At 54.3% G+C, this 19657-nt stretch carries 18 protein-coding genes and 1 tRNA gene; 15 read left to right on the forward strand and 4 right to left on the reverse strand.

The window, feature by feature from the left end:
• Positions 1–44: 44 nt before the first annotated feature.
• Positions 45–290, forward strand: a complete 246-nt coding sequence (locus tag CHH67_RS16080) for a YuzB family protein (RefSeq protein WP_095266222.1) — start codon at positions 45–47, stop codon at positions 288–290.
• A gap of 172 nt (positions 291–462) precedes the next feature.
• On the opposite strand, the gene trhO is transcribed toward CHH67_RS16080, so the two are convergent.
• Positions 463–1365, reverse strand: coding sequence for an oxygen-dependent tRNA uridine(34) hydroxylase TrhO (trhO, locus tag CHH67_RS16085; RefSeq protein ID WP_095266223.1), 903 nt, complete (start codon positions 1363–1365; stop codon positions 463–465).
• Between the two features lie 310 nt (positions 1366–1675).
• Here trhO and CHH67_RS16090 point away from each other — a divergent pair, with 310 nt between their 5' ends.
• The 6 genes from CHH67_RS16090 (at position 1676) to CHH67_RS16115 (ending at position 8686) form a co-directional block, all read left to right on the forward strand.
• The gene (locus CHH67_RS16090; protein WP_095266224.1) at positions 1676–2725 is read left to right on the forward strand and encodes an ABC transporter substrate-binding protein; all 1050 of its coding nucleotides are present in this window, start codon (positions 1676–1678) and stop codon (positions 2723–2725) included.
• Between the two features lie 57 nt (positions 2726–2782).
• Positions 2783–3709, forward strand: coding sequence for an ABC transporter permease (locus CHH67_RS16095; protein ID WP_095266225.1), 927 nt, complete (start codon positions 2783–2785; stop codon positions 3707–3709).
• Positions 3709–4503 carry an ABC transporter ATP-binding protein gene (locus CHH67_RS16100; protein WP_095266226.1) on the forward strand — a complete coding sequence of 265 codons (795 nt, stop codon included), beginning with the start codon at positions 3709–3711 and terminating at the stop codon, positions 4501–4503. The genes CHH67_RS16095 and CHH67_RS16100 overlap by 1 nt, the downstream gene beginning before the upstream one ends.
• 271 nt (positions 4504–4774) lie before the next feature.
• Positions 4775–5992 (forward strand): CynX/NimT family MFS transporter, encoded by a 1218-nt coding sequence (locus CHH67_RS16105; protein WP_095266227.1) that lies wholly within the window; start codon positions 4775–4777, stop codon positions 5990–5992.
• A 279-nt stretch (positions 5993–6271) separates the two neighbouring features.
• Positions 6272–7486, forward strand: coding sequence for a chromate transporter (locus tag CHH67_RS16110; RefSeq protein WP_095266228.1), 1215 nt, complete (start codon positions 6272–6274; stop codon positions 7484–7486).
• 288 nt (positions 7487–7774) lie between these two features.
• Entirely contained in the window at positions 7775–8686 is a 912-nt protein-coding gene (locus CHH67_RS16115; RefSeq protein ID WP_095266229.1) for an NAD(P)/FAD-dependent oxidoreductase, read from the forward strand.
• Positions 8687–8834: 148 nt separating this feature from the next.
• Here CHH67_RS16115 and CHH67_RS16120 read toward each other — a convergent pair whose 3' ends face one another.
• Positions 8835–9143: a hypothetical protein gene (locus CHH67_RS16120; RefSeq protein ID WP_095266230.1), complete on the reverse strand. Its 309-nt coding sequence runs from the start codon at positions 9141–9143 to the stop codon at positions 8835–8837.
• A gap of 134 nt (positions 9144–9277) precedes the next feature.
• On the opposite strand from CHH67_RS16120, the gene CHH67_RS16125 reads away from it, so the two are divergent.
• The 7 genes from CHH67_RS16125 (at position 9278) to CHH67_RS16150 (ending at position 16880) form a co-directional block, all read left to right on the forward strand.
• Entirely contained in the window at positions 9278–9637 is a 360-nt protein-coding gene (locus CHH67_RS16125; RefSeq protein ID WP_095266231.1) for an antibiotic biosynthesis monooxygenase family protein, read from the forward strand.
• A gap of 176 nt (positions 9638–9813) precedes the next feature.
• Positions 9814–10782, forward strand: coding sequence for an AAA family ATPase (locus tag CHH67_RS16130; protein ID WP_425320448.1), 969 nt, complete (start codon positions 9814–9816; stop codon positions 10780–10782).
• A gap of 11 nt (positions 10783–10793) precedes the next feature.
• On the forward strand, positions 10794–11900 hold the full coding sequence (locus CHH67_RS16135) for a DUF58 domain-containing protein (protein WP_095266233.1): 1107 nt from the start codon (positions 10794–10796) through the stop codon (positions 11898–11900).
• Complete coding sequence (locus tag CHH67_RS16140) at positions 11897–13216, forward strand: DUF4129 domain-containing protein (protein ID WP_095266234.1); 1320 nt, start codon at positions 11897–11899, stop codon at positions 13214–13216. Before CHH67_RS16135 ends, CHH67_RS16140 begins: the two co-directional genes overlap by 4 nt.
• Positions 13217–13221: 5 nt before the next feature.
• Positions 13222–14727 carry a type I pullulanase gene (gene pulA / locus CHH67_RS16145; RefSeq protein WP_342351958.1) on the forward strand — a complete coding sequence of 502 codons (1506 nt, stop codon included), beginning with the start codon at positions 13222–13224 and terminating at the stop codon, positions 14725–14727.
• 54 nt (positions 14728–14781) lie between these two features.
• A complete protein-coding gene (locus tag CHH67_RS27185) occupies positions 14782–15180 on the forward strand; it encodes a hypothetical protein (protein ID WP_342351959.1) in 399 nt (132 codons plus the stop codon).
• A gap of 86 nt (positions 15181–15266) precedes the next feature.
• The gene (locus CHH67_RS16150; RefSeq protein ID WP_095266235.1) at positions 15267–16880 is read left to right on the forward strand and encodes an S-layer homology domain-containing protein; all 1614 of its coding nucleotides are present in this window, start codon (positions 15267–15269) and stop codon (positions 16878–16880) included.
• Between the two features lie 92 nt (positions 16881–16972).
• Here CHH67_RS16150 and CHH67_RS16155 read toward each other — a convergent pair whose 3' ends face one another.
• Positions 16973–18070 (reverse strand): alpha/beta hydrolase family protein, encoded by a 1098-nt coding sequence (locus CHH67_RS16155; RefSeq protein ID WP_244908219.1) that lies wholly within the window; start codon positions 18068–18070, stop codon positions 16973–16975.
• A 210-nt stretch (positions 18071–18280) separates the two neighbouring features.
• On the opposite strand from CHH67_RS16155, the gene CHH67_RS16160 reads away from it, so the two are divergent.
• Positions 18281–18353 (forward strand) — tRNA-His (locus CHH67_RS16160).
• Between the two features lie 444 nt (positions 18354–18797).
• Here the strand turns inward: CHH67_RS16160 and CHH67_RS16165 are convergent.
• The gene (locus tag CHH67_RS16165; protein ID WP_179292147.1) at positions 18798–19592 is read right to left on the reverse strand and encodes a DeoR/GlpR family DNA-binding transcription regulator; all 795 of its coding nucleotides are present in this window, start codon (positions 19590–19592) and stop codon (positions 18798–18800) included.
• Between the last annotated feature and the right edge of the window lie 65 nt (positions 19593–19657).

Here is a 19657-nt window from a genome sequence, read left to right on the forward strand (position 1 = left end):
CATAATGAATTCATATTTTTATATAGAGGATTGTGGTGATCAGGATGGGCATTGTCGTGGTCGAGATCTGCGACAGCAACTTGATGAGTGCTTTGGAGCTGGAGCATTTGGAGGACTTGTATCCCGAAATCGCAGTCCTGCGCGCGGATTGCATGAATCTGTGCGGCCTGTGCAAGCTGCGTCCCTACGCGCTCGTCAACGGGAAGCGTGTATTTGGTAAATCGACCGAAGAATGCATCGAGAAGATCAAGGCAGCGATTGAAGAAGAGCTGGCGGTCTACGGTATGTAAGTATTCCGGAAGGAATGTGTCATAGATGAGGAAGAGGGGCCGTGTGCGTCAAGCTAGTGACGCTTGCGGCTTCTTTTCTTATGCACATGGCCAATAAAGTAAAAAAATGCGAGAACACGGAACGATCGTCCGTATCTCGCATAATATTGGCGTTACCGTTAGCTTCTGCCGATCAGGAGGCGTTGTGGCCTGCCAACACAATCTCCTCGCATTCCTTGGAGCAGCAGGCATGATGCAGCTCTTCGCACTCCTCGCAGCAGATGTGCTGAAGATGGCAGGCATCGTTGTCACAGTTGATGTAGCGGTCTTCCGGTTTGCCGCAGTGATGGCATTTGCCTACAATGACATCCTCGTCAGTCTGGTTGATCGGAACCGAGATCCGCTCGTCGAACACATAGCATTTCCCGTCGAACAGGCGTCCCTGCACCTCAGGGTCCTTGCCGTAGGTGACGATGCCCCCGTCAAGCTGGGCCACGTCCTGAAAGCCTTCCTTGATCATGAAGCCGGTCAGCTTCTCGCAGCGAATGCCGCCCGTGCAGTAGGTGAGGATCGTTTTGTCCTTGTGTTCGCTCAGGTTTTCCCGAATCCACTCCGGAAACTCGCGGAACGACTGTACATCCGGACGAATCGCATTGCGGAAGTGTCCGATATCATACTCATAGTCATTGCGGCCGTCAAGCACGATGACGTCATCGCGCTGCAAATATTCGTAGAACTCCTTCGGCGCCAAGCGCTTGCCGCTGATTTCGTTCGGATCGAGCTCGTCCTCCACACGGAATGTGACCAGCTCCTGACGGTGACGGACGAACATTTTGCGGAAAGCGTGGCCTTCCGAAGGATCGACTTTAAATACCATGTCAGCAAACAGCGGGTTTGCTTTCATGTCGCGCATATACTGCTCGGTCTGCTCGATGGTGCCGGACACGGTGCCGTTAATGCCCTCGGAGGCGACGAGAATACGGCCTTTAAGCCCGAGTTCCTTGCAGTATTGAAGATGCTCATCCTTGAACGCTTCCGGATCGGGGATGTGCACGAATTTATAGTACAGAAGAATATGGTACGATTGTTCAGCCATGGTTTTTACCACCTATTCTATATTGGAAATTACTCATTGGATTGAAAATTAGGTATACTTATAGAATTGTAGTGAATTGAGCCCACTTAGTCAATTTAAATGTATAGAAAGTTTGTCATCATTTGCCGGAAATCCGGATTGACGAAACGGGGGAGCAGCATATAATATATTCATAATAGACCGTTGTTCAAATTGTTCAATTGGAACAATATTTATTTTTACTTTAATGCTTTTTCCGGTAAAAGCGGGGAAGCGTTGTCGCTTTTAGTCGAAACGAACGGTTTATCAAGTAGAGAGAGGGGTTATTCTTTTGAAGAGAAAAATGTGGCTGTCCATGGCCTTGTCCGCATTGCTGCTGGTCGCGGCAGGCTGCGGCAACAATAGCAATAATACAGAGCCGAGCGAAACGCCGGGCACCGGTTCCGGTGAACAGGCGGAGACAACATCCTACAGCATTGCCTTTTCCCAGTATGTAGAGCATCCGTCGCTAGACGCGACAAGAGAGGGGATTCTGGCGGCGCTGAAGGAAGCTGGTATTTCCGAAGAAGACAACACATTGAGCATTGACTATAACAATGCACAAGGCGATCCGGGCAACAACTTGTCCATCGGCCAGAAGCTGGGAAATACGAAAGCGGATCTCGTCATTGCGATTGCAACGCCTTCCGCGCAAGCTGTGGCCGAGAACGTGAAGGAGAAGCCGATTCTGTTTGCAGCCGTTACTGATCCGCTTGATTCCAAGCTGGTCAATGACCTGAAGCAGCCTGGCGGCAATATTTCCGGAGCTTCGGACACGAACCCTGAAGCTACGAAGCAGCTGATGGGCTTTGTGAGCTCCCATTTCCCGGATGTGAAGACCGTGGGTCTGATCATTAATGAAGGCGAACCGAATGCAGTCGTGATGGCAAGAACGGCTGAAGAGGCGCTCAGCGAGCATGGGATTGAAATGGTGAAAGCCGCTGTCACGAATACGTCGGAAGTAAAGCAGGCCGCTGAATCGCTCGTAGGCAAGGTAGATGCGTTCTTTATTACCCTTGATAACAATGTTGTCAGTGGTGTGGATACGATTATCGAAACAGCCAAAGCCAACCAGATCCCGTTCTTCTCCAGTGACCGTGACACGGTGGAGAAGGGAGCCTTCGCGACTGTCGGCTTCAAATACTACGATCATGGTTATCAAGTAGGCCAGATGGCGGTTGAAATTTTGAAGGATGGCAAAAATCCGGGCGAGATGGAAATTACCGTACCGGATAAGCTGGATCTGATCCTGAACCTTGGGGCTGCGGCTGATTATGGCATTGAAGTGACCGATGCCATGAAAGAGGAAGTTAAAGATCCGGAAAACAACATCATCGAGTAACGCCAAGGCGCGGAGTGAACAGCCCGCGCCTTGCTTAATGCTGAAGGAGGTCAATACATGCTGGATTTTCTGAGCCGGCTGGATGGTCCGATTGAATTGGGACTGTTATACGCTTTAATGGCGTTAGGAGTATATATTACATTTCGAATTTTGGATTTCCCTGACTTGACGGTCGATGGGAGCTTTACCACAGGCGGCGCGATTGCCGCAGTCATGATCACTAGCGGGATCAATCCGTGGCTGGCGACCTTGTGTGCGTTTGCCGGAGGGGCGCTTGCCGGGATCTGTACAGGCCTGTTGCATACGAAAGGGAAGATCAACGGCCTGCTGTCCGGGATCATCATGATGATTGCCCTGTATTCCATCAATATGAGAATCATGGGCAAGCCGAACATTTCACTCAGTCAGCAGGACAAAATTTTCGGGTCGATGGACCCGCTCTATGTCATGCTGATCATTGTCATCATCGGCAAGCTGCTGCTGGATGCTTTCTTCCGGACCGATCTTGGGCTGTCTCTTCGGGCTACAGGAGATAACAAACGGATGATTCGCAGCTTCGGGGCGAACACGGACAATACGACGATTCTCGGACTCTGTATCTCCAATGGTCTGGTGGCGCTCTCCGGGGCTGTAGTGGCCCAGCAATCCAGCTTTGCCGACATTGGGTCCGGTATCGGGATGATCGTAATCGGCCTGGCATCGGTCATTATCGGGGAAGCGATTCTTGGAACAGGCTCGGTATTTCGGACAACGCTGGCCGTTATTTGCGGTTCGATCATTTACCGAATCGTTGTTGCGGCAGCATATGAAATTCGATGGCTGGAAGCATCGGACCTTAAGCTGATCACAGCCATTATCGTCATCATTGCCCTAGTGGTCCCTACGATCCGGAAAGCGTTTAAGCAGCGCTCACAAGCGAGAAGGCGAACGATCGAACTGACAAACGCCACGCACGGGCAAACGACAGAAGGGGGGACGCGATAATGCTGGAACTGAAACAGGTGTCCAAGCTGTTTAACCCCGGAACGGTCGATGAGAAGGTTGCGCTCATGAACATTAACCTTCATCTGAAGCCAGGTGACTTTGTTACAGTGATCGGCAGCAACGGAGCGGGCAAATCGACATTGATGAACATCATTTCCGGCGTTATGAAGCCGGATGCCGGCGAGGTGCGGATTGACGGCAGCCCGGTGGGCCATCTGCCGGAGTTTCGCCGCAGCCGCTGGATCGGCCGGGTCTTCCAGGACCCGATGGCTGGAACAGCACCGCAAATGACGATTGAGGAAAATTTAGCAATGGCTTACCGGCGGGGACAATCCCGAGGCTTGAGCATCGGCGTTACCGCTGCGAAGCGGAAGCATTTCCGGGAGCAGCTGGAGCGGCTTGGCATCGGGCTGGAAAATCGTCTGCGGGCGAAGGTTGGCATGCTGTCAGGCGGAGAGCGGCAGGCGCTCAGCCTGCTGATGGCGACGTTCACCAAGCCGCAAATTTTGCTGCTGGATGAACATACGGCGGCGCTTGATCCGGCCCGGGCGGATTTGATCACCCGGATTACGGAGGAAATTGTCCGTGATATGAAGCTGACAACTTTAATGGTTACCCACAACATGGAGCAGGCGATCCGTCTAGGAAACCGTCTGATCATGATGGATAAAGGCCGTATCATTCTGGATGTGAACGAGGAGCGGAAGCAGACATTGACGGTGGAGCAGCTGCTGGGTGAATTTGAACAAATCAGCGGTCAGAAGCTCTCCGATGATCGTATGGTGCTGGGATAACGCTGGACACGATGCGAGATGGAGCCGTATCCTTACTGAAGTTATTATAGGAGGCGAACATTTGGGCTTTACTTTAGCCCGGAGGTTTGCCTCCTTTTTGATTCCATCGATTATTATAGGGTTCGGCATCCCCCGTTTGGGTACAATAGGTGTACCCTCTTCCCTGATGCTCTCCTGAGATTCGGAAAGCGGGGGTAGTCCTTTTTAATGTCATATGTTAAAATCTGATGAGTTAATTTTTACATATTTTTTTGGTGAGGAGTTTGCAAAAATGGTTTCATCTTCAACAAGAGAATCCAACCCAAGATCATCGAATACGGTCAGCACCGGATTGTTGTTTGCAGGAATGATTCTCGTTGCGATTAACTTAAGAGCCGCGATAACGTCGGTCGGACCGCTGATCGGCATGATCCGCGAAGGTGTTGGCATATCCAATACCATGGCCGGCATGCTGACGACCATCCCGTTGCTGGCCTTTGCGTTATTATCCCCAATCATTCCATCCATTGGGCGCAAGCTGGGCCTGGAGGCTACACTGCTCCTCAGCCTGGTCGTATTGACACTCGGTATCGGGATGCGATCGATTGCATCCCCGATAACGCTGCTGCTTGGCACAGCGCTGCTCGGCTCCGCAATCGCTGCAGGCAATGTGCTGCTCCCCAGTCTGGTGAAGCGGGATTTCCCGCATCGCATCGGCCTGATGACAGGCGCTTATTCGGCCTCCATCAATCTGATGGCTGCAGTGGCATCAGGAGTCAGCATCCCGATTGCCGTGCAGCTTGGATTCGGATGGCAAGGCTCGCTGGGGATATGGTCGCTGCTATCGGTTGGTGCGGCCGTTCTATGGTTCCAGCAGTGGCGAAATCGGCCAGCAACCAAAGCGGTGAGCGTCGCTAATGCCCCCGGCAAGCAAGCGCTTTTTCGTTCAAAGACGGCCTGGTGTATTACGCTGTTCATGGGCATGCAGTCATTTACGTTCTATGTCAACATATCGTGGCTGCCGGAAATTTTGCAAAGTCAGGGCATTCCGGCGGTGACTGCTGGCTGGATGCTGTCGATCATGCAATTTGTCAGCATTCCGTTCTCCTTCATCATTCCGATTCTGGCCGGGCGAAACCCGGATCAGCGGACATTGCTCGCCGTGTCCCTTGTGTCGATGTTTATCGGGTATGGCGGCCTGCTGATCGGATGGACTTCGCTTACCTGGTTCTGGGTGATTCTGGTCGGGATTGCAGGCGGCGCCAACTTCAGCCTGTCCCTGATCTTCTTTACGCTGCGGACCCGCACTGCCCAGGGCGCTGCAGCGATGTCAGGCATGGCACAGTCCATAGGTTATCTGTTAGCCGCTGTCGGACCGATGCTGATCGGACTGCTGCATGATATGACGTCCGGATGGAGCCTGCCGTTGATGATGCTGATGGTGGTCACGAGCTTGTCTCTCGTTGTCGGTCTGGGCGCTGCCAAGCCCGGCTACGTCAGCGACAATTAATATGGATCCCCGCCGAACAGGATGAAAGGATGAATGGTGGTTAACAGCCACACTACGAGGAAGACTGCACCCGCGCGGATTAACAACGCGTTTAGGTGCAGTCTTTTGTAGGTTAAGAGCGTGATCCATCCTTCTGGGCGTTTGTTAATAAAAAGCACTAATTTATTTTACATAGCGTTAACAAAAATATGTAGATGGGTTGTTTCTGTTTATAATATGCTAAATGGAGGATTTCATGGACTAGTATATTGTCAAAAGAGAAAAAGGAGCGTTACGCTGATGTCGAATTACAACGGGCAAGGAATGGAACAAGGGGAGCGAATCAGCAAAGGAAGAGCGGTATTTGAGGCGGGCTGGACCGCGCTCAAGCTCGGATTGACTTCTTTCGGTGGACCGATTGCGCATTTGGGTTATTTTCACCAAACTTATGTCAAGAAAAAACGCTGGATGGACGAAGAGAGTTATGCCGATCTGGTGGCCTTATCTCAGTTTCTTCCGGGTCCGGCAAGCAGTCAGGTCGGCATTGGGGTAGGTCTGACGAGAGCAGGGATGTGGGGAGCCATTGCGGCCTGGCTAGGGTTCACGCTGCCTTCCGTCGTTGTGCTGATGATTTTTGCAGGACTGATGCATACGTTTGATCCGGGAGCAGCCGGCTGGATTCAAGGCTTGAAGATTGTTGCTGTGGCCGTTGTGGCCCAGGCCGTGCTCGGCATGGCAGGCAAGCTTGCAACAGGGCCTGTCAGGGCGGGGATTGCCTTTCTCGTCATGGCGATTGTTCTGCTGTGGCAAAGTCCGCTTGCTCAAGTGATTACAATTGCGGCCGCAGGTTTGGCCGGACTGTGGCTGTTCAGAAGAGAGCAGGCGAAAGAGGGGAAACCTGACCTGCCTGCCATTATTAGCCGCAGGACCGCCATCTTCTGCCTCGGGCTATTCGCTGTGTTGCTGGTTGGACTGCCGATTGTAAGCGGCATGACAAATAATGAATGGATTGCCATTGTGGACAGCTTCTACCGGGCAGGCTCCCTCGTATTCGGGGGTGGACACGTCGTTCTGCCTCTGCTGGAAAGCGAAACGCTGGCCAACGGCTGGCTGAGCCGGGAGGAGTTTCTGACCGGATACGGGGCGACACAGGCCGTACCTGGGCCGCTCTTCACCTTTGCGGCCTATCTCGGCATGATGATCAACGGCATTGCCGGCGGGATTGTGGCGACACTTGCCATCTTCCTCCCCGGTTTTCTGCTGATCGTGGGCGCCCTGCCATTCTGGAACGGCATGCGCCGGAACGCCAAGCTTCAAGGGATGCTGACAGGGATGAATGCGGCGGTGGTCGGCATTCTGTTCGCTGCGCTGTATCACCCGATCTGGACGTCCTCGATTCATTCTCCGGTTGAATTTGTCATTGGGGCAGGGCTGTTCGGGATGCTGATGTTCTGGAAGTGCCCGCCGTGGCTGGTCGTATTGGCAGGGGCAGTGGCCGGTCAGCTGCTGCTGTAACGAATGGAATGAGGAAAGCGGGGGGGGGGGATGCTGCTGCTTTCCAAACGGTTCAGGAGTTATCTCCTGGGCCGTTTTTTTGTGCTGTCATATGAGGCGATTCTTTCATGAATGGATCATAATTCGGGATTTATAACCGAGTAATTCCCGCCGATTGGTTAAATATTAAATGGGACTCTTGCATAAGAGCAGCCTGGTATTGCAGATACGGAATGCGTAAAATGGCAGCGGCGCTGCCGGAATCCGGAGCAGCAAGCCAGCACAAACCAAAGCCAGGAGGGAACAGCCATGGAAGATTGCATCATCATCGGCGGCGGGATCGCCGGTTTGCAGGCCGCCATTCAATTAGGCCGCTATTCAGTGCATCGGGTACTGGTGATCGACAAAGGAACGGGGAGATCGACGCTATGCCAAGGCTATCATAACATTTTGGGCTGGCCTGACGGGGTGGCGGGAGAGACGCTGCGGCGCCTTGGCCGAGATCATGCGGCCTCCTATGGCGTTCAGTTCGTCCAAGATACGATTGAGGATGCGGAGAAGATGGAGAGCGGATTCCGGCTTCGAGGCGCAAGCGGGAACCGTTATGAGGCCAAAACCTTGTTGATGGCAACGGGGGTCACAGATCGTTATCCGGAGCTGCCGGGTCTAGTGCCAACCCTCGGACGTTCGGTATATGTGTGCCCGGACTGTGACGGCTATGAGATTCAGAATCGCAAAACGGTTGTGATCGGCTCAGGGGAGCCGGGCGCTTCCATGGCGGTGCTGCTGCATGAGCGGACACAGGACATCATGTACGTGAATCACGAGGGCGTTCAGCCAGATCCGGAAACGATGACAAAGCTGTCCGAGCTTGGCATCCCCTATATCGAGAAGCCGATAGCTGAGGTGCAGTGCAGCGAAGATGGAATCATATCCGGCCTGCTGCTGAGTGATCAGCAGGTCCTAACTGCGGAGCGGGGGTTCATCGCTTTTGGCGGGAATACAATTCATTCGGATCTTGCGGCCAAGCTTGGGGCGGAGCTGGAGCACAACCGTCATGTGAAGGCGGATCCGCGCTCGAAACAGACCAGTGTGAACAATCTGTGGGTCGCAGGGGATCTGGCGGTACACTCGGAGCTGTCGACGGCAGCGATGGGCGACGGAGCGATTGCTGCCATCTGGATTCATAAAGCGCTGAACAAAATGAATCATAAAGGCTAGAGCGTAACGAGAGCGATGTGCCCGTCCATCATGGAGCCGGTCCCCGAGAATGGCCACCGGCTCCGCTCCGGACGTCGCTGTATGGCTGGATGCCCCAGCCATTATTCAAGGGCGGATCGGGCGCTTATGAGGTCCGGTCGTTGATCGATTATACTTCTGTCAGTCCGAAGCGCGGGATATGCTGGTCGTTCGCATACTTTTGCAGCAGCTCAGCCTGTCTCGGACCGATCAGGTCAAAATGCGGGTAGGGCTGTCTGTTGTGAATGTATCGCGGATCCAGCCCGTTCTCTTTACACCAGCGTGTGAGCAGATTCAGATCCGAGCAGCCGACTTTGGTGACGGTGGTGTATTGCGGAAAGCGCGGATCAAACCAATAGTGAGTCAACAAAGCGATCCCGCCCCGGCCCACAATCTCCTTCCACTGCTGCAGTTCCTGTTTGGATATGCCGAAGGCCATGTCTGAGTCATCATCCTTACCTGAGGTATTCATAGGTATTATACCAGCATATACTGGGATGACCTAATCAATTCAAATACCGGCAGTCGTACAGTCCGAGCGCTGTCAGCTGCTGAAGCAGGGGGAGATGGATCATGATTCTGCAAACCGCCACATTGCATATTAAACCGGGTCTTGCCAGTGAATTCGAGAGCGCCTTTCGGGCTGCTTCAGGCAAACTGATCACCAAAAAAGGATACATAGATCATGAACTGCATAAATGTGTGGAAAACAGGGACGAGTATTTGTTTTTTGTACGCTGGACCGGCATCAAGGATCATCTGATCGGCTTTCGAGGCCACCCCGATTATGCGGAATGGCTGTCAATGCTTGAGCCCTTCTACAGCCAGGCGCCGGAGATGCGGCACTATGTCGATATTCGCGCGACCGGAAGAGAGCAGGAGGACGAGGGGAGTGAAGAGCTGCACGCATCCTCTCGGGAGGAGAGCCCGTAGGAGAGCTGCGGGCGATTTCTTCGATATCACGCGCCGGCCGGAATCCCGATAGATTACTCGCTGGGCTCGTGTGCCAGAGCTGCAAGCGGTTGATTTTTGCGCGCTTAAACAGGAATTAAGGGGAGGCGTGACGAATTTTGATGTAACCCGATGATAAAGGATGAGGAGGGATTACGATCGAGAATCTGGATCATGTTCGTCAGCTAGCCGAACAAATACGAAGCAATGTATCGACGGTCATCGTAGGGAAAGAGTCTATGATTGACAAGTTATTTATCGCAATGGTCACCGCAGGGCATGTACTGCTGGAGGATGTGCCGGGCACGGGGAAAACGCTGCTGGCTAAAGCGGCCGCCAAATCGGTGAACTGTCAGTTTACGCGGGTGCAGTTCACACCGGATCTGCTGCCGTCGGATTTGAGCGGCATTTATTTTTATAATCAGAAAATATCGGAATTCGAATTCCGCGCCGGCCCGCTGTTCACCAACATTTTGCTGGCCGACGAGATCAACCGGGCAACGCCCCGTACGCAGTCCAGCCTGCTGGAATGCATGGAGGAGCGGCAGATCAGCATCGATGGCGTCACTCATCGTCTTGCCGAGCCGTTCCTCGTCATTGCAACGCAGAACCCGCTGGAGCAGCAGGGAACGTTTCCGCTGCCGGAAGCCCAGATGGACCGCTTTTTGTTCAAGCTGAGCATGGGCTATCCTTCTTCCGCGGAAAGCGTTCAAATTTTAAAGCGCTTTAAGGACAGGCAGCCGCTGGAGGAGCTTCAGGCGGTGGCGTCTTCTGACAGTATCATCAAGGCGAGGGAAATCGTCAGCAGCGTGCATGTCAGCGATGAGATGCTGTCTTATATCGTCGCTTTGGCGGAATACAGCCGCCAGGAGGCGTCTGTTGCGATCGGAGTCAGCCCGAGGGGTTGCCAGGCGATGCTGAAGGCGGCGCAGGTACAGGCTGTGCTGCATGGCAGAAGCTTTGTTGTCCCTGATGATGTTAAGGAGCTTGCGGAGCCTGTATGGGCCCACCGTCTTCAGCTTAAAGGGCTCGGGATGAATCGCGGAGGCGGTGTGAAGGCGGAGGAGATCATTCGCCGTATGCTGAGCGAGGTTCCGGTGCCGGCTGAAGAGGGTGTATCGTCCTAGGAGGGATTCTGATGGATGCATATTGGATGCTGCTGCTCGCAGCGCTTGTCATTGGATTCCAAAGCTTTATATTTCGGAAAACGGCATTTCGCAAGCTGAGTTACAGCCGCTCCTTTCAGGTTTCTTCCTGTTACGAAGGCGACAAAATCGAGCTGATGGAAACGATTGGGAATCGAAAGGCGCTTCCCGTGCCATGGCTTCGAGTGGAGTCCCGGTTCCGGACCGGGCTGCTGTTTGGGAGCCAGCTGAATCTCGATATTAGCGAAGGCCAGCACAGTCAAAATCACAAAAGCTTCTTCAGCCTGATGCCCTGGACCAAAATCGTCCGCCGCCACCAGATTACCGCTGCCCGCAGAGGGGTGTACAAGCTTGGCACGGTCACGATGACCTCCGGCGACCTGCTCGGACTGTCATCGATGGTGCGGAGTCAGGCGCTCGAAGGTGAACTTACCGTATACCCGAACCCGATTGATATGCACAATATGGAGCTGCCTGTACGCAGCTGGATTGGCGATCTTGTCGTCCGCCGCTGGATTATGGAAGATCCGTTCCTGCAGTCTGGCGTTCGGGCGTACCGTTCGGGAGACCCGCTCAAGGATATTCACTGGAAGGCCAGTGCCAAGGCAGGCAGCCTGCAGGTGCATCAGCGAGATACGACTGCGGACGGCCGCGTCCTGATCTATTTGAATGTGGAGGATCACGAGCAGATGTGGACGCATGCGACGAAGCCGGAGCCGATTGAATATGGCATCCGGCTAACCGCCGGGATCGTCGTACATCTGCTGTCACAAGGGATGGAAGCGGGTTTTGGCACGAACGGGACGCTTGAAGATGAGCCGGAAACCCATGTTTCGATTCCCGTAACCGGGGGGAAGAATCATCAGGAGCAGATTTTGAGCACCCTGGCAAGGCTGGAATTAACACGCAGAATGTCATTTCATGACTATCTGGCAGCGGAGCTGGAACGGTTGGAAGAGGCGCGGGACATTCTGATTCTGTCCACGTATATCAGCCCGCGACTGGAAGAGATGCTTAGCCGATTTGTGAGCCGGGGCCATACGGTAACGATTCATATACTGGATCAGCAGGCTGACGGGGACCAGGAGGAATCCGCATGAAAATAAATCGTTCAGGCATCGGATATCCTGTTGTACTGCTTCAGGCCGTGGTTGAAATCCTGTTGTTGTTTCCGCTTATCTATATTCCGGCTTACTATTTGCTATCCGCCGAGAGCCTCTGGGGGTGGCCTGCGCTCATTCTCGCAGGTTACGTGCTGGGATATTCCGGAACCCGAGTGTGGAAGCTCAGTCGACTGGCATCTGCCGGGCTCTGGGCTTGCATTACGGCATCCGTGCTGGCGATCGCCATGACAGGGATCGGTCCGGCGCTGCTGTTCACATGGCCGATGATGTTTGCAGCCGGCTACCGGGGAATCCGGATGGCTCATAACGGCTGGGATGCATTGTTTCCCGGTCCCTATTATCTGGCCGGTCTGCTGATGCATGGCGGTTCAAGCTTCGTGCTAAGCTTCCAGGAGTCCGTGCATGATCTGCGGACGATGCTGGCCTGGACCGGCGCGCTGGCGCTGATCGCTACGCTGCTGGTGCTCAATCAGAGAATGGTGCTGGAGCAGACCCTGCCGGGGAAGGGGGCGCCGGTGCTGGAGCGCCGCGTCCTTCGGCATAACCGGGCGCTCATTGTCATCCTGCTTCTTATTACAGCGGCCGTTGTTGTTCTTCCGCGACTGCAGCAGTTCGTAGGAGACATGATCCGCAGGTTCGCTGCCTGGATCGCTCAATGGTTTCAGTCTACGCCTTCCGAGGTGCCTCCGCCCGAGCCTGAGGTGATTCCGCCGACGCCGGAGCTGCCTTTTGGCGATGAGACACCCTCGCCATCCCCGTGGCTGGCGTTGCTGGAGCAAATCGTGATCTATCTGGTATACGCGCTGCTGATCGCGGCGTTGGTATTCGCCTTGTACCGGCTGGGCAAGCATCTTCCGCGGCTGCTGCGCAAGCTTTCGGCGTGGATGAATCGCCGCTTCTCACACCGGGAAGGTCAGGAGATGCTTGGCTATGCGGACGAAATCGAGCAGATCGAGCATGAGCCTGCCGGACGTAAGCTGCTGCAAGGCCTGCGGCGGCGGTTTGCCGTCCAGAGGGATGAGCCGGCGGCAGACAACGCGGCGGCCGTGCGTCAGACGTACCGGCGGATATTGTCACGCAAGATCAGGGAAGGCTATCACTGGAATGCGGCGTTAACCCCGAGAGAAACCGGACGTGATCTGGACCACTGGAAAGGAACGGGCGGCGAGGCCGAATCGGAGCTGCCCCCTGAATTGATTGAATTATATGAAGTGGCCAGGTATGGCGGCAGAGCGCCGTCGGATGAAGAGGTGCAGCGCGTGCTGAAAGCAAGCAAGAGACATAAGGAGTGATCCGAATGGCGGTGCAGAAGGATAGGAATATCCGGATCGATTACGGGGATCCGGAAGTGACCAAGGGAGTATCTGTTCTATCACAGCAGTTCGACGAGTTATATGTCTATGATGGCGCTGACCTGGGACTGACGTATACCCCCGCACATTCCAGCTTCCGCTTGTGGGCACCGACAGCGAGCAAGGCGTATGTGCTGCTGTACAGCAATTGGCATTCCGAGACGCCGGAGCGTCATCCTATGCGGCGCGATGTGAAGGGGACGTGGGTGCTGCAAGTGGACGGGGATCTGTCCGGACGATACTACACCTATCTGGTACAGGTCGGGGAGCAGTGGAATGAAGCTTGCGACCCTTATGCGACTGCGGTGGGGGTTAATGGAGACCGGGCGGCGATTGTGGATCTTCAGACAACAAATCCGAAGCGGTGGAAGGCGGAGCGCCCGCCATTAGCCCATCCGGTCGATGCCATCATCTATGAGCTTCACATTCGGGATTACACCATTCATCCCGGCAGCGGCGTGCGCCAGAAAGGACGCTATCTCGGTCTGACCGAGCCTGGCACGAAGGGGCCTGCACAGATTGCAACCGGTCTGGACCATCTGACCCAGCTGGGCGTGACGCATGTTCAGCTGATGCCGGTGTTTGATTACGCGACTGAAAGCGTGGATGAGACCCGGCTTCATGAGCCGCAGTATAACTGGGGATATGATCCGAAAAATTACAATGTGCCTGAAGGCTCCTATGCGACCGATCCGTATAAGCCGGAAGTGCGGATTCGCGAGTTGAAAACGCTGATCCAGACGCTGCACGATCACGGTCTTAGGGTCATTATGGACGTGGTGTACAACCATGTGTACGACGGTTATGTTATCCATTTTACGAAGCTGGTGCCCGGCTATTATTTGCGGTACAAGCCGGATGGCTCGATGTCCAACGGGTCGGGGTGCGGGAATGACTGCGCGACAGAGCGCCCGATGATGCGGAAGTATATTGTGGATTCGGTTCTGCACTGGGCACGTGAATACCATATTGACGGCTTCCGCTTTGACCTCATGGGACTGATCGATGTGGATACGATGAATGAGCTTCGGCGCAGGCTGGATCAGATCGACCCATCGATTCTGATGCTGGGGGAAGGCTGGGTCATGGACACCGAGCTGCCTGACAACGAGCGGGCGAATCAGTCGCATGCGCCCCGGATGGCGAGAGTGGCTCATTTTAACGGGGACCTTCGGGATGCGGTGAAAGGGGAAGTGTTTGATGAGGCCAAGCCCGGCTTCGTGAATGGGGGGACCGGGTTCGAGACGCGTGTGAAACAGGCGGTTGCCGGGGCGATCACGTATTCGGAGCAGCTGCGCTCCTTTGCCGCCGAGCCTGATCAGTGTGTCAATTATGCCGAGTGTCATGACAATCATACGATGTGGGACAAGCTGAGCCTGTCGGCAAAGGATGCTCCGGAGGAGGAGCGGCGGGCCATGCACAGGCTGGCTACCGCTATCGTTCTGACCTGACAGGGGATTCCGTTTCTGCATGCCGGCCAGGAGTTTTACCGCACCAAGCACGGCGTGGACAACAGCTTTAATGCAGGCGATGAGGTGAATCGGATCGACTGGGAGGCGGCGGCTGCCCATCAGGCTGACTTGCGTGCGGTTCGGGAGCTTATTGAGCTTCGGCGCCGCCACCCGGCCTTTCGCATGCGAAACGCGGAACAGATCCGGAAGCATTTGCGGTTTGAAGAGGGACCGGCGCACACGGTCGCCTACACGCTGCGAGATCACGCCAACGGGGAACGTTACCGCCACCTGTATGTGCTGTATCACGCCAGGTCCGGGGTGACCAGACTTGCCCTGCCACCGCTGGGAAGCTGGGAGCCGGTGTTTGGTGCTGCCCATATCGAGCATCAGACGACCGATACCTTGACGGTTCGAGGCATCGGAATGGTCATTCTCGGCTGTGACAGGTAAAATTACCAGAAAGTGATGCATGCTTCCTTCTATCAACTTCTGATATGGTTGAACATATCTGAACAGATAGAATCGAGGCGTAACTGGTGAAAAAATGGATGTTGTCTTTCACGCTGCTGTCCTTAATGGCTGCAGCAAGCTGTAATCATGCATTGGCTTATGCTAAAGCTCCGAGTCCCCCTTCGTTTCATGACGTATCCGGAAGCTTCGCCCAGGAAGCGGTCGTTCGCCTGGCGGGCAAAGGCATCGTGAACGGAGATGGACAAGGGGCTTTTTTACCGAAGGATCCGGTCACGCGGGCCGAATTTACGGCCATGCTGCTGCGAATGCTGGAGCTCCAGCCGGTACATAATGATCTGCAAGCTTTTCGGGATGTCGATGAATCAGCCTGGTACTATGGCTACATTCATGCAGGGGTCAATCTTTCGCTCGTAGAGGGCAATGGCTATCTCTTTGAACCGAATCGCATGATCAACCGTCAGGAGGCTGCCGTGATGGTGATGCGGGCGCTGAAGCAAACAGACGGTTACACCGGCCATTTGGAAGGCGTTTATGGCGATGCATGGCAGATCGCATCATGGGCCCGCTCTGCTATAGCCCGCTCAACGGATGCCGGGCTGCTGACAGGCGACCGGGGGAAGTTCCGACCGCTTGACCTGATGACGAGGGAAGAGGCGGCGGCACTGCTGGACCGCGCACTGACGGCAGGCGATGTGTCGGCGGCGGTGGAAGCGGGGAGGAAGGCGAGTGATGCCACAATTCGGATGGGCTGGCTCTACAACGGAACAGCGTCACAGTACATCGCCTACGCCAAGCGAGCTCAGCTGGATGTGCTTGTTCCGCGCTGGTACTTTCTTGAGCCATCCGGAGCATTGACCGACCATACGGATGACCGGCTGCTTCAATGGTCGAGGTCAAGCGGCACGAAGGTATGGGCGATGGTCGGGAACAGAGGCAATGCCGAATCCACGCATCAGCTGCTGAGCAGTGCCGACAAACAGAAGGCGGTCATCAGCACATTGCGCGGTTATGTGAACAAGTACGATCTGGACGGCATCAATCTGGATTTTGAAAATGTGCGGCCCGAAGATCGTGCGGGGCTTACTGCGTTTGTTGCCTCTTTGTCGACAGAGATGCATAAAGCGAATGCGGTCTTGTCTGTCGATGTATCGCCCGACTTGAACACGGATTGGACGGCCGCCTTTGATTACGCGGCGCTTGGCCATTATGCCGATTATATCGTGCTGATGGGATATGATCAGCATTGGTCTGGATCGCCGAAAGCCGGATCCGTCTCTTCCCAGCCCTGGCTATCCGGTGCGGTGAACAAGCTGCTCACCCAGGTGCCGGCCAGCAAAAGCATCCTCGCCGCCCCGCTGTATACGCGGGACTGGCAGCTCGGGCCGGCGGTGACCTCCCAGGACATCAGCCTGGTGGAGCAGGGCAACCGGATCCGCCAGCGCCGGGCTCAGCTGGCCTGGGATGAGGTGATGGGGCAATACACGGCTTCTTATACGCTCAGCGGGAATGCGCATCGCATTTGGACCGAGGATGCGCGTTCCTTGTCGCTCAAGCATGCGATTGGCGCGAGCCGCGGTCTAGCGGGGTATGCTTACTGGTACATGGGCGGAGAGACAGCGGATGTGTGGCCTGCCATCTCGAATGCACTGCAATTTACGGATTATCGGTTCAAGCTGTAGGTACGCGTTCAGCCTGAACACAGCAGAAAAGCACCGGCTCGCCGGTGCTTTTTCATGTTTGGCTGAATCACTACAGGCTCGAGCCTGATGATTTACGGATATGGGACAGGGCTTTTCAGCCAGTCGAACATCCGCTCAATGGCAGCCGCATGCTGCAGGGCAGGGAAGTGATGCCGCAGCCCCAGGTAAAAATGCGCGTCCACGTGGTAACGCAGCTCCTTCAGCCTGTGGAGCATCCGGTGGCTATGCTCAATTGCCACCAGCTCATCGCTGGTGCCATGCACAAGCAGAACCGGGCAGCGTAGCTGCTCCGCCAAATGGAGCGGAGAGCGCTGTCTGTACTTATCCGGCACTTTGTTGGGCGTGCCGCCGATCACTCTTTTCATCATCCGCCGTAAATCGATCCGTTCTTCATAGGTTTGGGTCAGATCGGACACGCCGCTCCACAGGATCAGGCGTGAGATGTGGCTGCACCTTACAGCTGCCTGTGCCGCATTAATTGCGCCTCGGGAAAAGCCGAGCATATGCATCCGTGCCGAATCGATCCAGGCCAGCTGTGACAGCCAGTGGATAGCGGTCAATACATCATGGGTATCCGAGCCGCCGAACTCATCCCGGCCTTGACTTCCCTCGTTGCCGCGATAGGCAGGCGCGAATACGATATAGCCCTGGGCGGCAAACTCTTCGATCCACTTGAGCTTCACTGCGCCGACTCTTCCGATGCCGCCCCGGCAATAGATGATGAGCGGGAATTTGACTTTGCCTGGGGAGGAGACAACCTGAGAGCCAGCTAAAGTGTCAGCATTAAGGCCGGCCACGCCAGGCTGCCCCGTATCCGGGATGTTCTCGCCATGGTTCGTTCCCGACTGATCATGATGTCCATACGCCAGCCCATCGGCTGACTGGAGATCAAGCGTGCGCGGTGCGTCATGACGCGTGTCAAGGTCAGAGGCCTGAACAGGGCAGGCCCCTGCATCGCTGCTTGGAAGTGAAGCTGTGTCTTTATGAAGATCCCCGCTCGCGGAGCGGTGATGAAGGGAACAGGCCAAAGTGTTCATGACACAGACCTGATCCATGCGCTGAATGTGCTGAAGCATCGCTTTGATTGTATCGATCGAGGTGTCGGGTGGAAATCCGAGATACCCCTTCACCCGCAGCTGATCGGATATGTAGTCGATCTGATAAATCATGGGTTGATTCCTCCAGTGATTGAACAAGCCTCGCCATAATCGGGCATCCGCCCGCGCGAGGTGAATGCTCCACCAGTATAGACCATTGCAGTTGGGAGAGCAAATGCCGGTCGGCATCGAACTTTGGAATGTGAACAATTACCATTTGCCTTTTGGGGTGATTTCTGCTACATTATTGTTCTGGACGACTTGATGCGTTCAACATATATGGCGGTCGTGGCGAAGGGGTTAACGCACCGGATTGTGGCTCCGGCATTCGTGGGTTCAAGTCCCATCGATCGCCCTTATTTTCTAGTACAATGGAAAAGCCTGGTTACATATTGTGAGGGATTGGCCGAGCGGAAATCCAGAGCTCTGACTCATTGATAGACTCGGTTCTAGTCTGATCACGTACCAGCTACATAGATTAAGCTCTTAGGTTTATGGAAACCTGAGAGCTTTTTTAGTGCTTAAATTATGGAAACGGCTGAATAGAGTGCTTGAATTATGGAACCGCTGAGTAGAAGGAAGAGCAGATAAGAGCAGAGCTTTAAATGATAATTGGGATTATACGAGGGGAGGAAATGACAATAGCCTGAAGCATATGTGGATGTGTGACGAGCCTATGTACCTGATACCAACTGCTGGACTGTGATGATCGTCGGAGGAAGCGGCGCATGCATGCTGCGACAAAGCTTCCCCCCCCGGGAGAGAAACTTATTAATGGATATGAGCGTATATGAGCGTTTTATAAATTCGGCTTCACTACAGTCACTGTCGTTCCTATATTTTTGAAGTGGGTAATATAATCGATCGGCGCCGCGTCGTCGGTAATCAGATGGTGTATTTTGTCCAGGGAACACACATATGCAGTATGAGCCTTTCCAAATTTGCTGTGATCGGCGACGAGCACAACCTTTTGAGAGTTTTCGATCATTTGTGCCTTAATGTTGGCAGCGGATAGATAAGGGTCGGTTATACCGCTCTTGATGTCAATGCCCGGCGTACCGATAAAGCAGATATTGGCGCGCAGCTGTGAAATCATCTGTTCCGCCAGCGGCCCTACGATACCTGCCTTGGAGTTTCGTTCGGGCCGGGCTCCTCCGCATACATATACATTGGCACGTTCCTGCATCATAAACTTGTAAGCGATATCTATACTGTTCGTGACAATCGTGATGTCGTCCAAATCCGGAAGGGAGACCAAATGATCGGCAATGATGCTGTTCGTTGAACCGTAATCAATAAATACGGTATCTCCTGGGTTCACAAGCGCACTCACCGCTGAAGCGATCGCTTTCTTATAAGGCAGCATCGCGTCCTCGTCTTGGCTTGTCTTGGCCATACCGCCCCGCTTCGAGTCGTCCTTTCGCAGCATAGCCCCTCCAGGAATTCTTACGATAACTCCAGCGTCCTCCATTTCCGTCAAGTCTCTTCGCGCCGTGGCAGGGGAAACATTAAGTAAGCTGCATAACTCCTGGATCTTCAACAGTGTATGTTCATGTAACAGCTCCACGATCATTTGCTGCCGTTTATTTTTCAATGTTCTCACTCCATTCATATTTTCCAATACAACTATATCAAATGAAAAATATGAAAGTAAATGAT

The organism is Paenibacillus campinasensis (assembly GCF_002272015.1).
Taxonomy (GTDB): domain Bacteria; phylum Bacillota; class Bacilli; order Paenibacillales; family Paenibacillaceae; genus Paenibacillus_AQ; species Paenibacillus_AQ campinasensis.

Excerpts from the sequence above, each read along its gene's own strand:
- CHH67_RS16105 (WP_095266227.1), top strand. The coding sequence starts at position 4,775 with ATGGTTTCATCTTCAACAAGAGAATCCAACCCAAGATCATCGAATACG.
- CHH67_RS16140 (WP_095266234.1), top strand. The coding sequence starts at position 11,897 with ATGAAAATAAATCGTTCAGGCATCGGATATCCTGTTGTACTGCTTCAG.
- CHH67_RS16120 (WP_095266230.1), bottom strand. The coding sequence starts at position 9,143 with ATGGCCTTCGGCATATCCAAACAGGAACTGCAGCAGTGGAAGGAGATT.
- CHH67_RS16135 (WP_095266233.1), top strand. The coding sequence starts at position 10,794 with ATGGATGCATATTGGATGCTGCTGCTCGCAGCGCTTGTCATTGGATTC.
- pulA (WP_342351958.1), top strand. The coding sequence starts at position 13,222 with ATGGCGGTGCAGAAGGATAGGAATATCCGGATCGATTACGGGGATCCG.
- trhO (WP_095266223.1), bottom strand. The coding sequence starts at position 1,365 with ATGGCTGAACAATCGTACCATATTCTTCTGTACTATAAATTCGTGCAC.
- CHH67_RS16080 (WP_095266222.1), top strand. The coding sequence starts at position 45 with ATGGGCATTGTCGTGGTCGAGATCTGCGACAGCAACTTGATGAGTGCT.
- CHH67_RS16100 (WP_095266226.1), top strand. The coding sequence starts at position 3,709 with ATGCTGGAACTGAAACAGGTGTCCAAGCTGTTTAACCCCGGAACGGTC.
- CHH67_RS16110 (WP_095266228.1), top strand. The coding sequence starts at position 6,272 with ATGTCGAATTACAACGGGCAAGGAATGGAACAAGGGGAGCGAATCAGC.
- CHH67_RS16155 (WP_244908219.1), bottom strand. The coding sequence starts at position 18,070 with ATGATTTATCAGATCGACTACATATCCGATCAGCTGCGGGTGAAGGGG.
- CHH67_RS16115 (WP_095266229.1), top strand. The coding sequence starts at position 7,775 with ATGGAAGATTGCATCATCATCGGCGGCGGGATCGCCGGTTTGCAGGCC.
- CHH67_RS16095 (WP_095266225.1), top strand. The coding sequence starts at position 2,783 with ATGCTGGATTTTCTGAGCCGGCTGGATGGTCCGATTGAATTGGGACTG.
- CHH67_RS16125 (WP_095266231.1), top strand. The coding sequence starts at position 9,278 with ATGATTCTGCAAACCGCCACATTGCATATTAAACCGGGTCTTGCCAGT.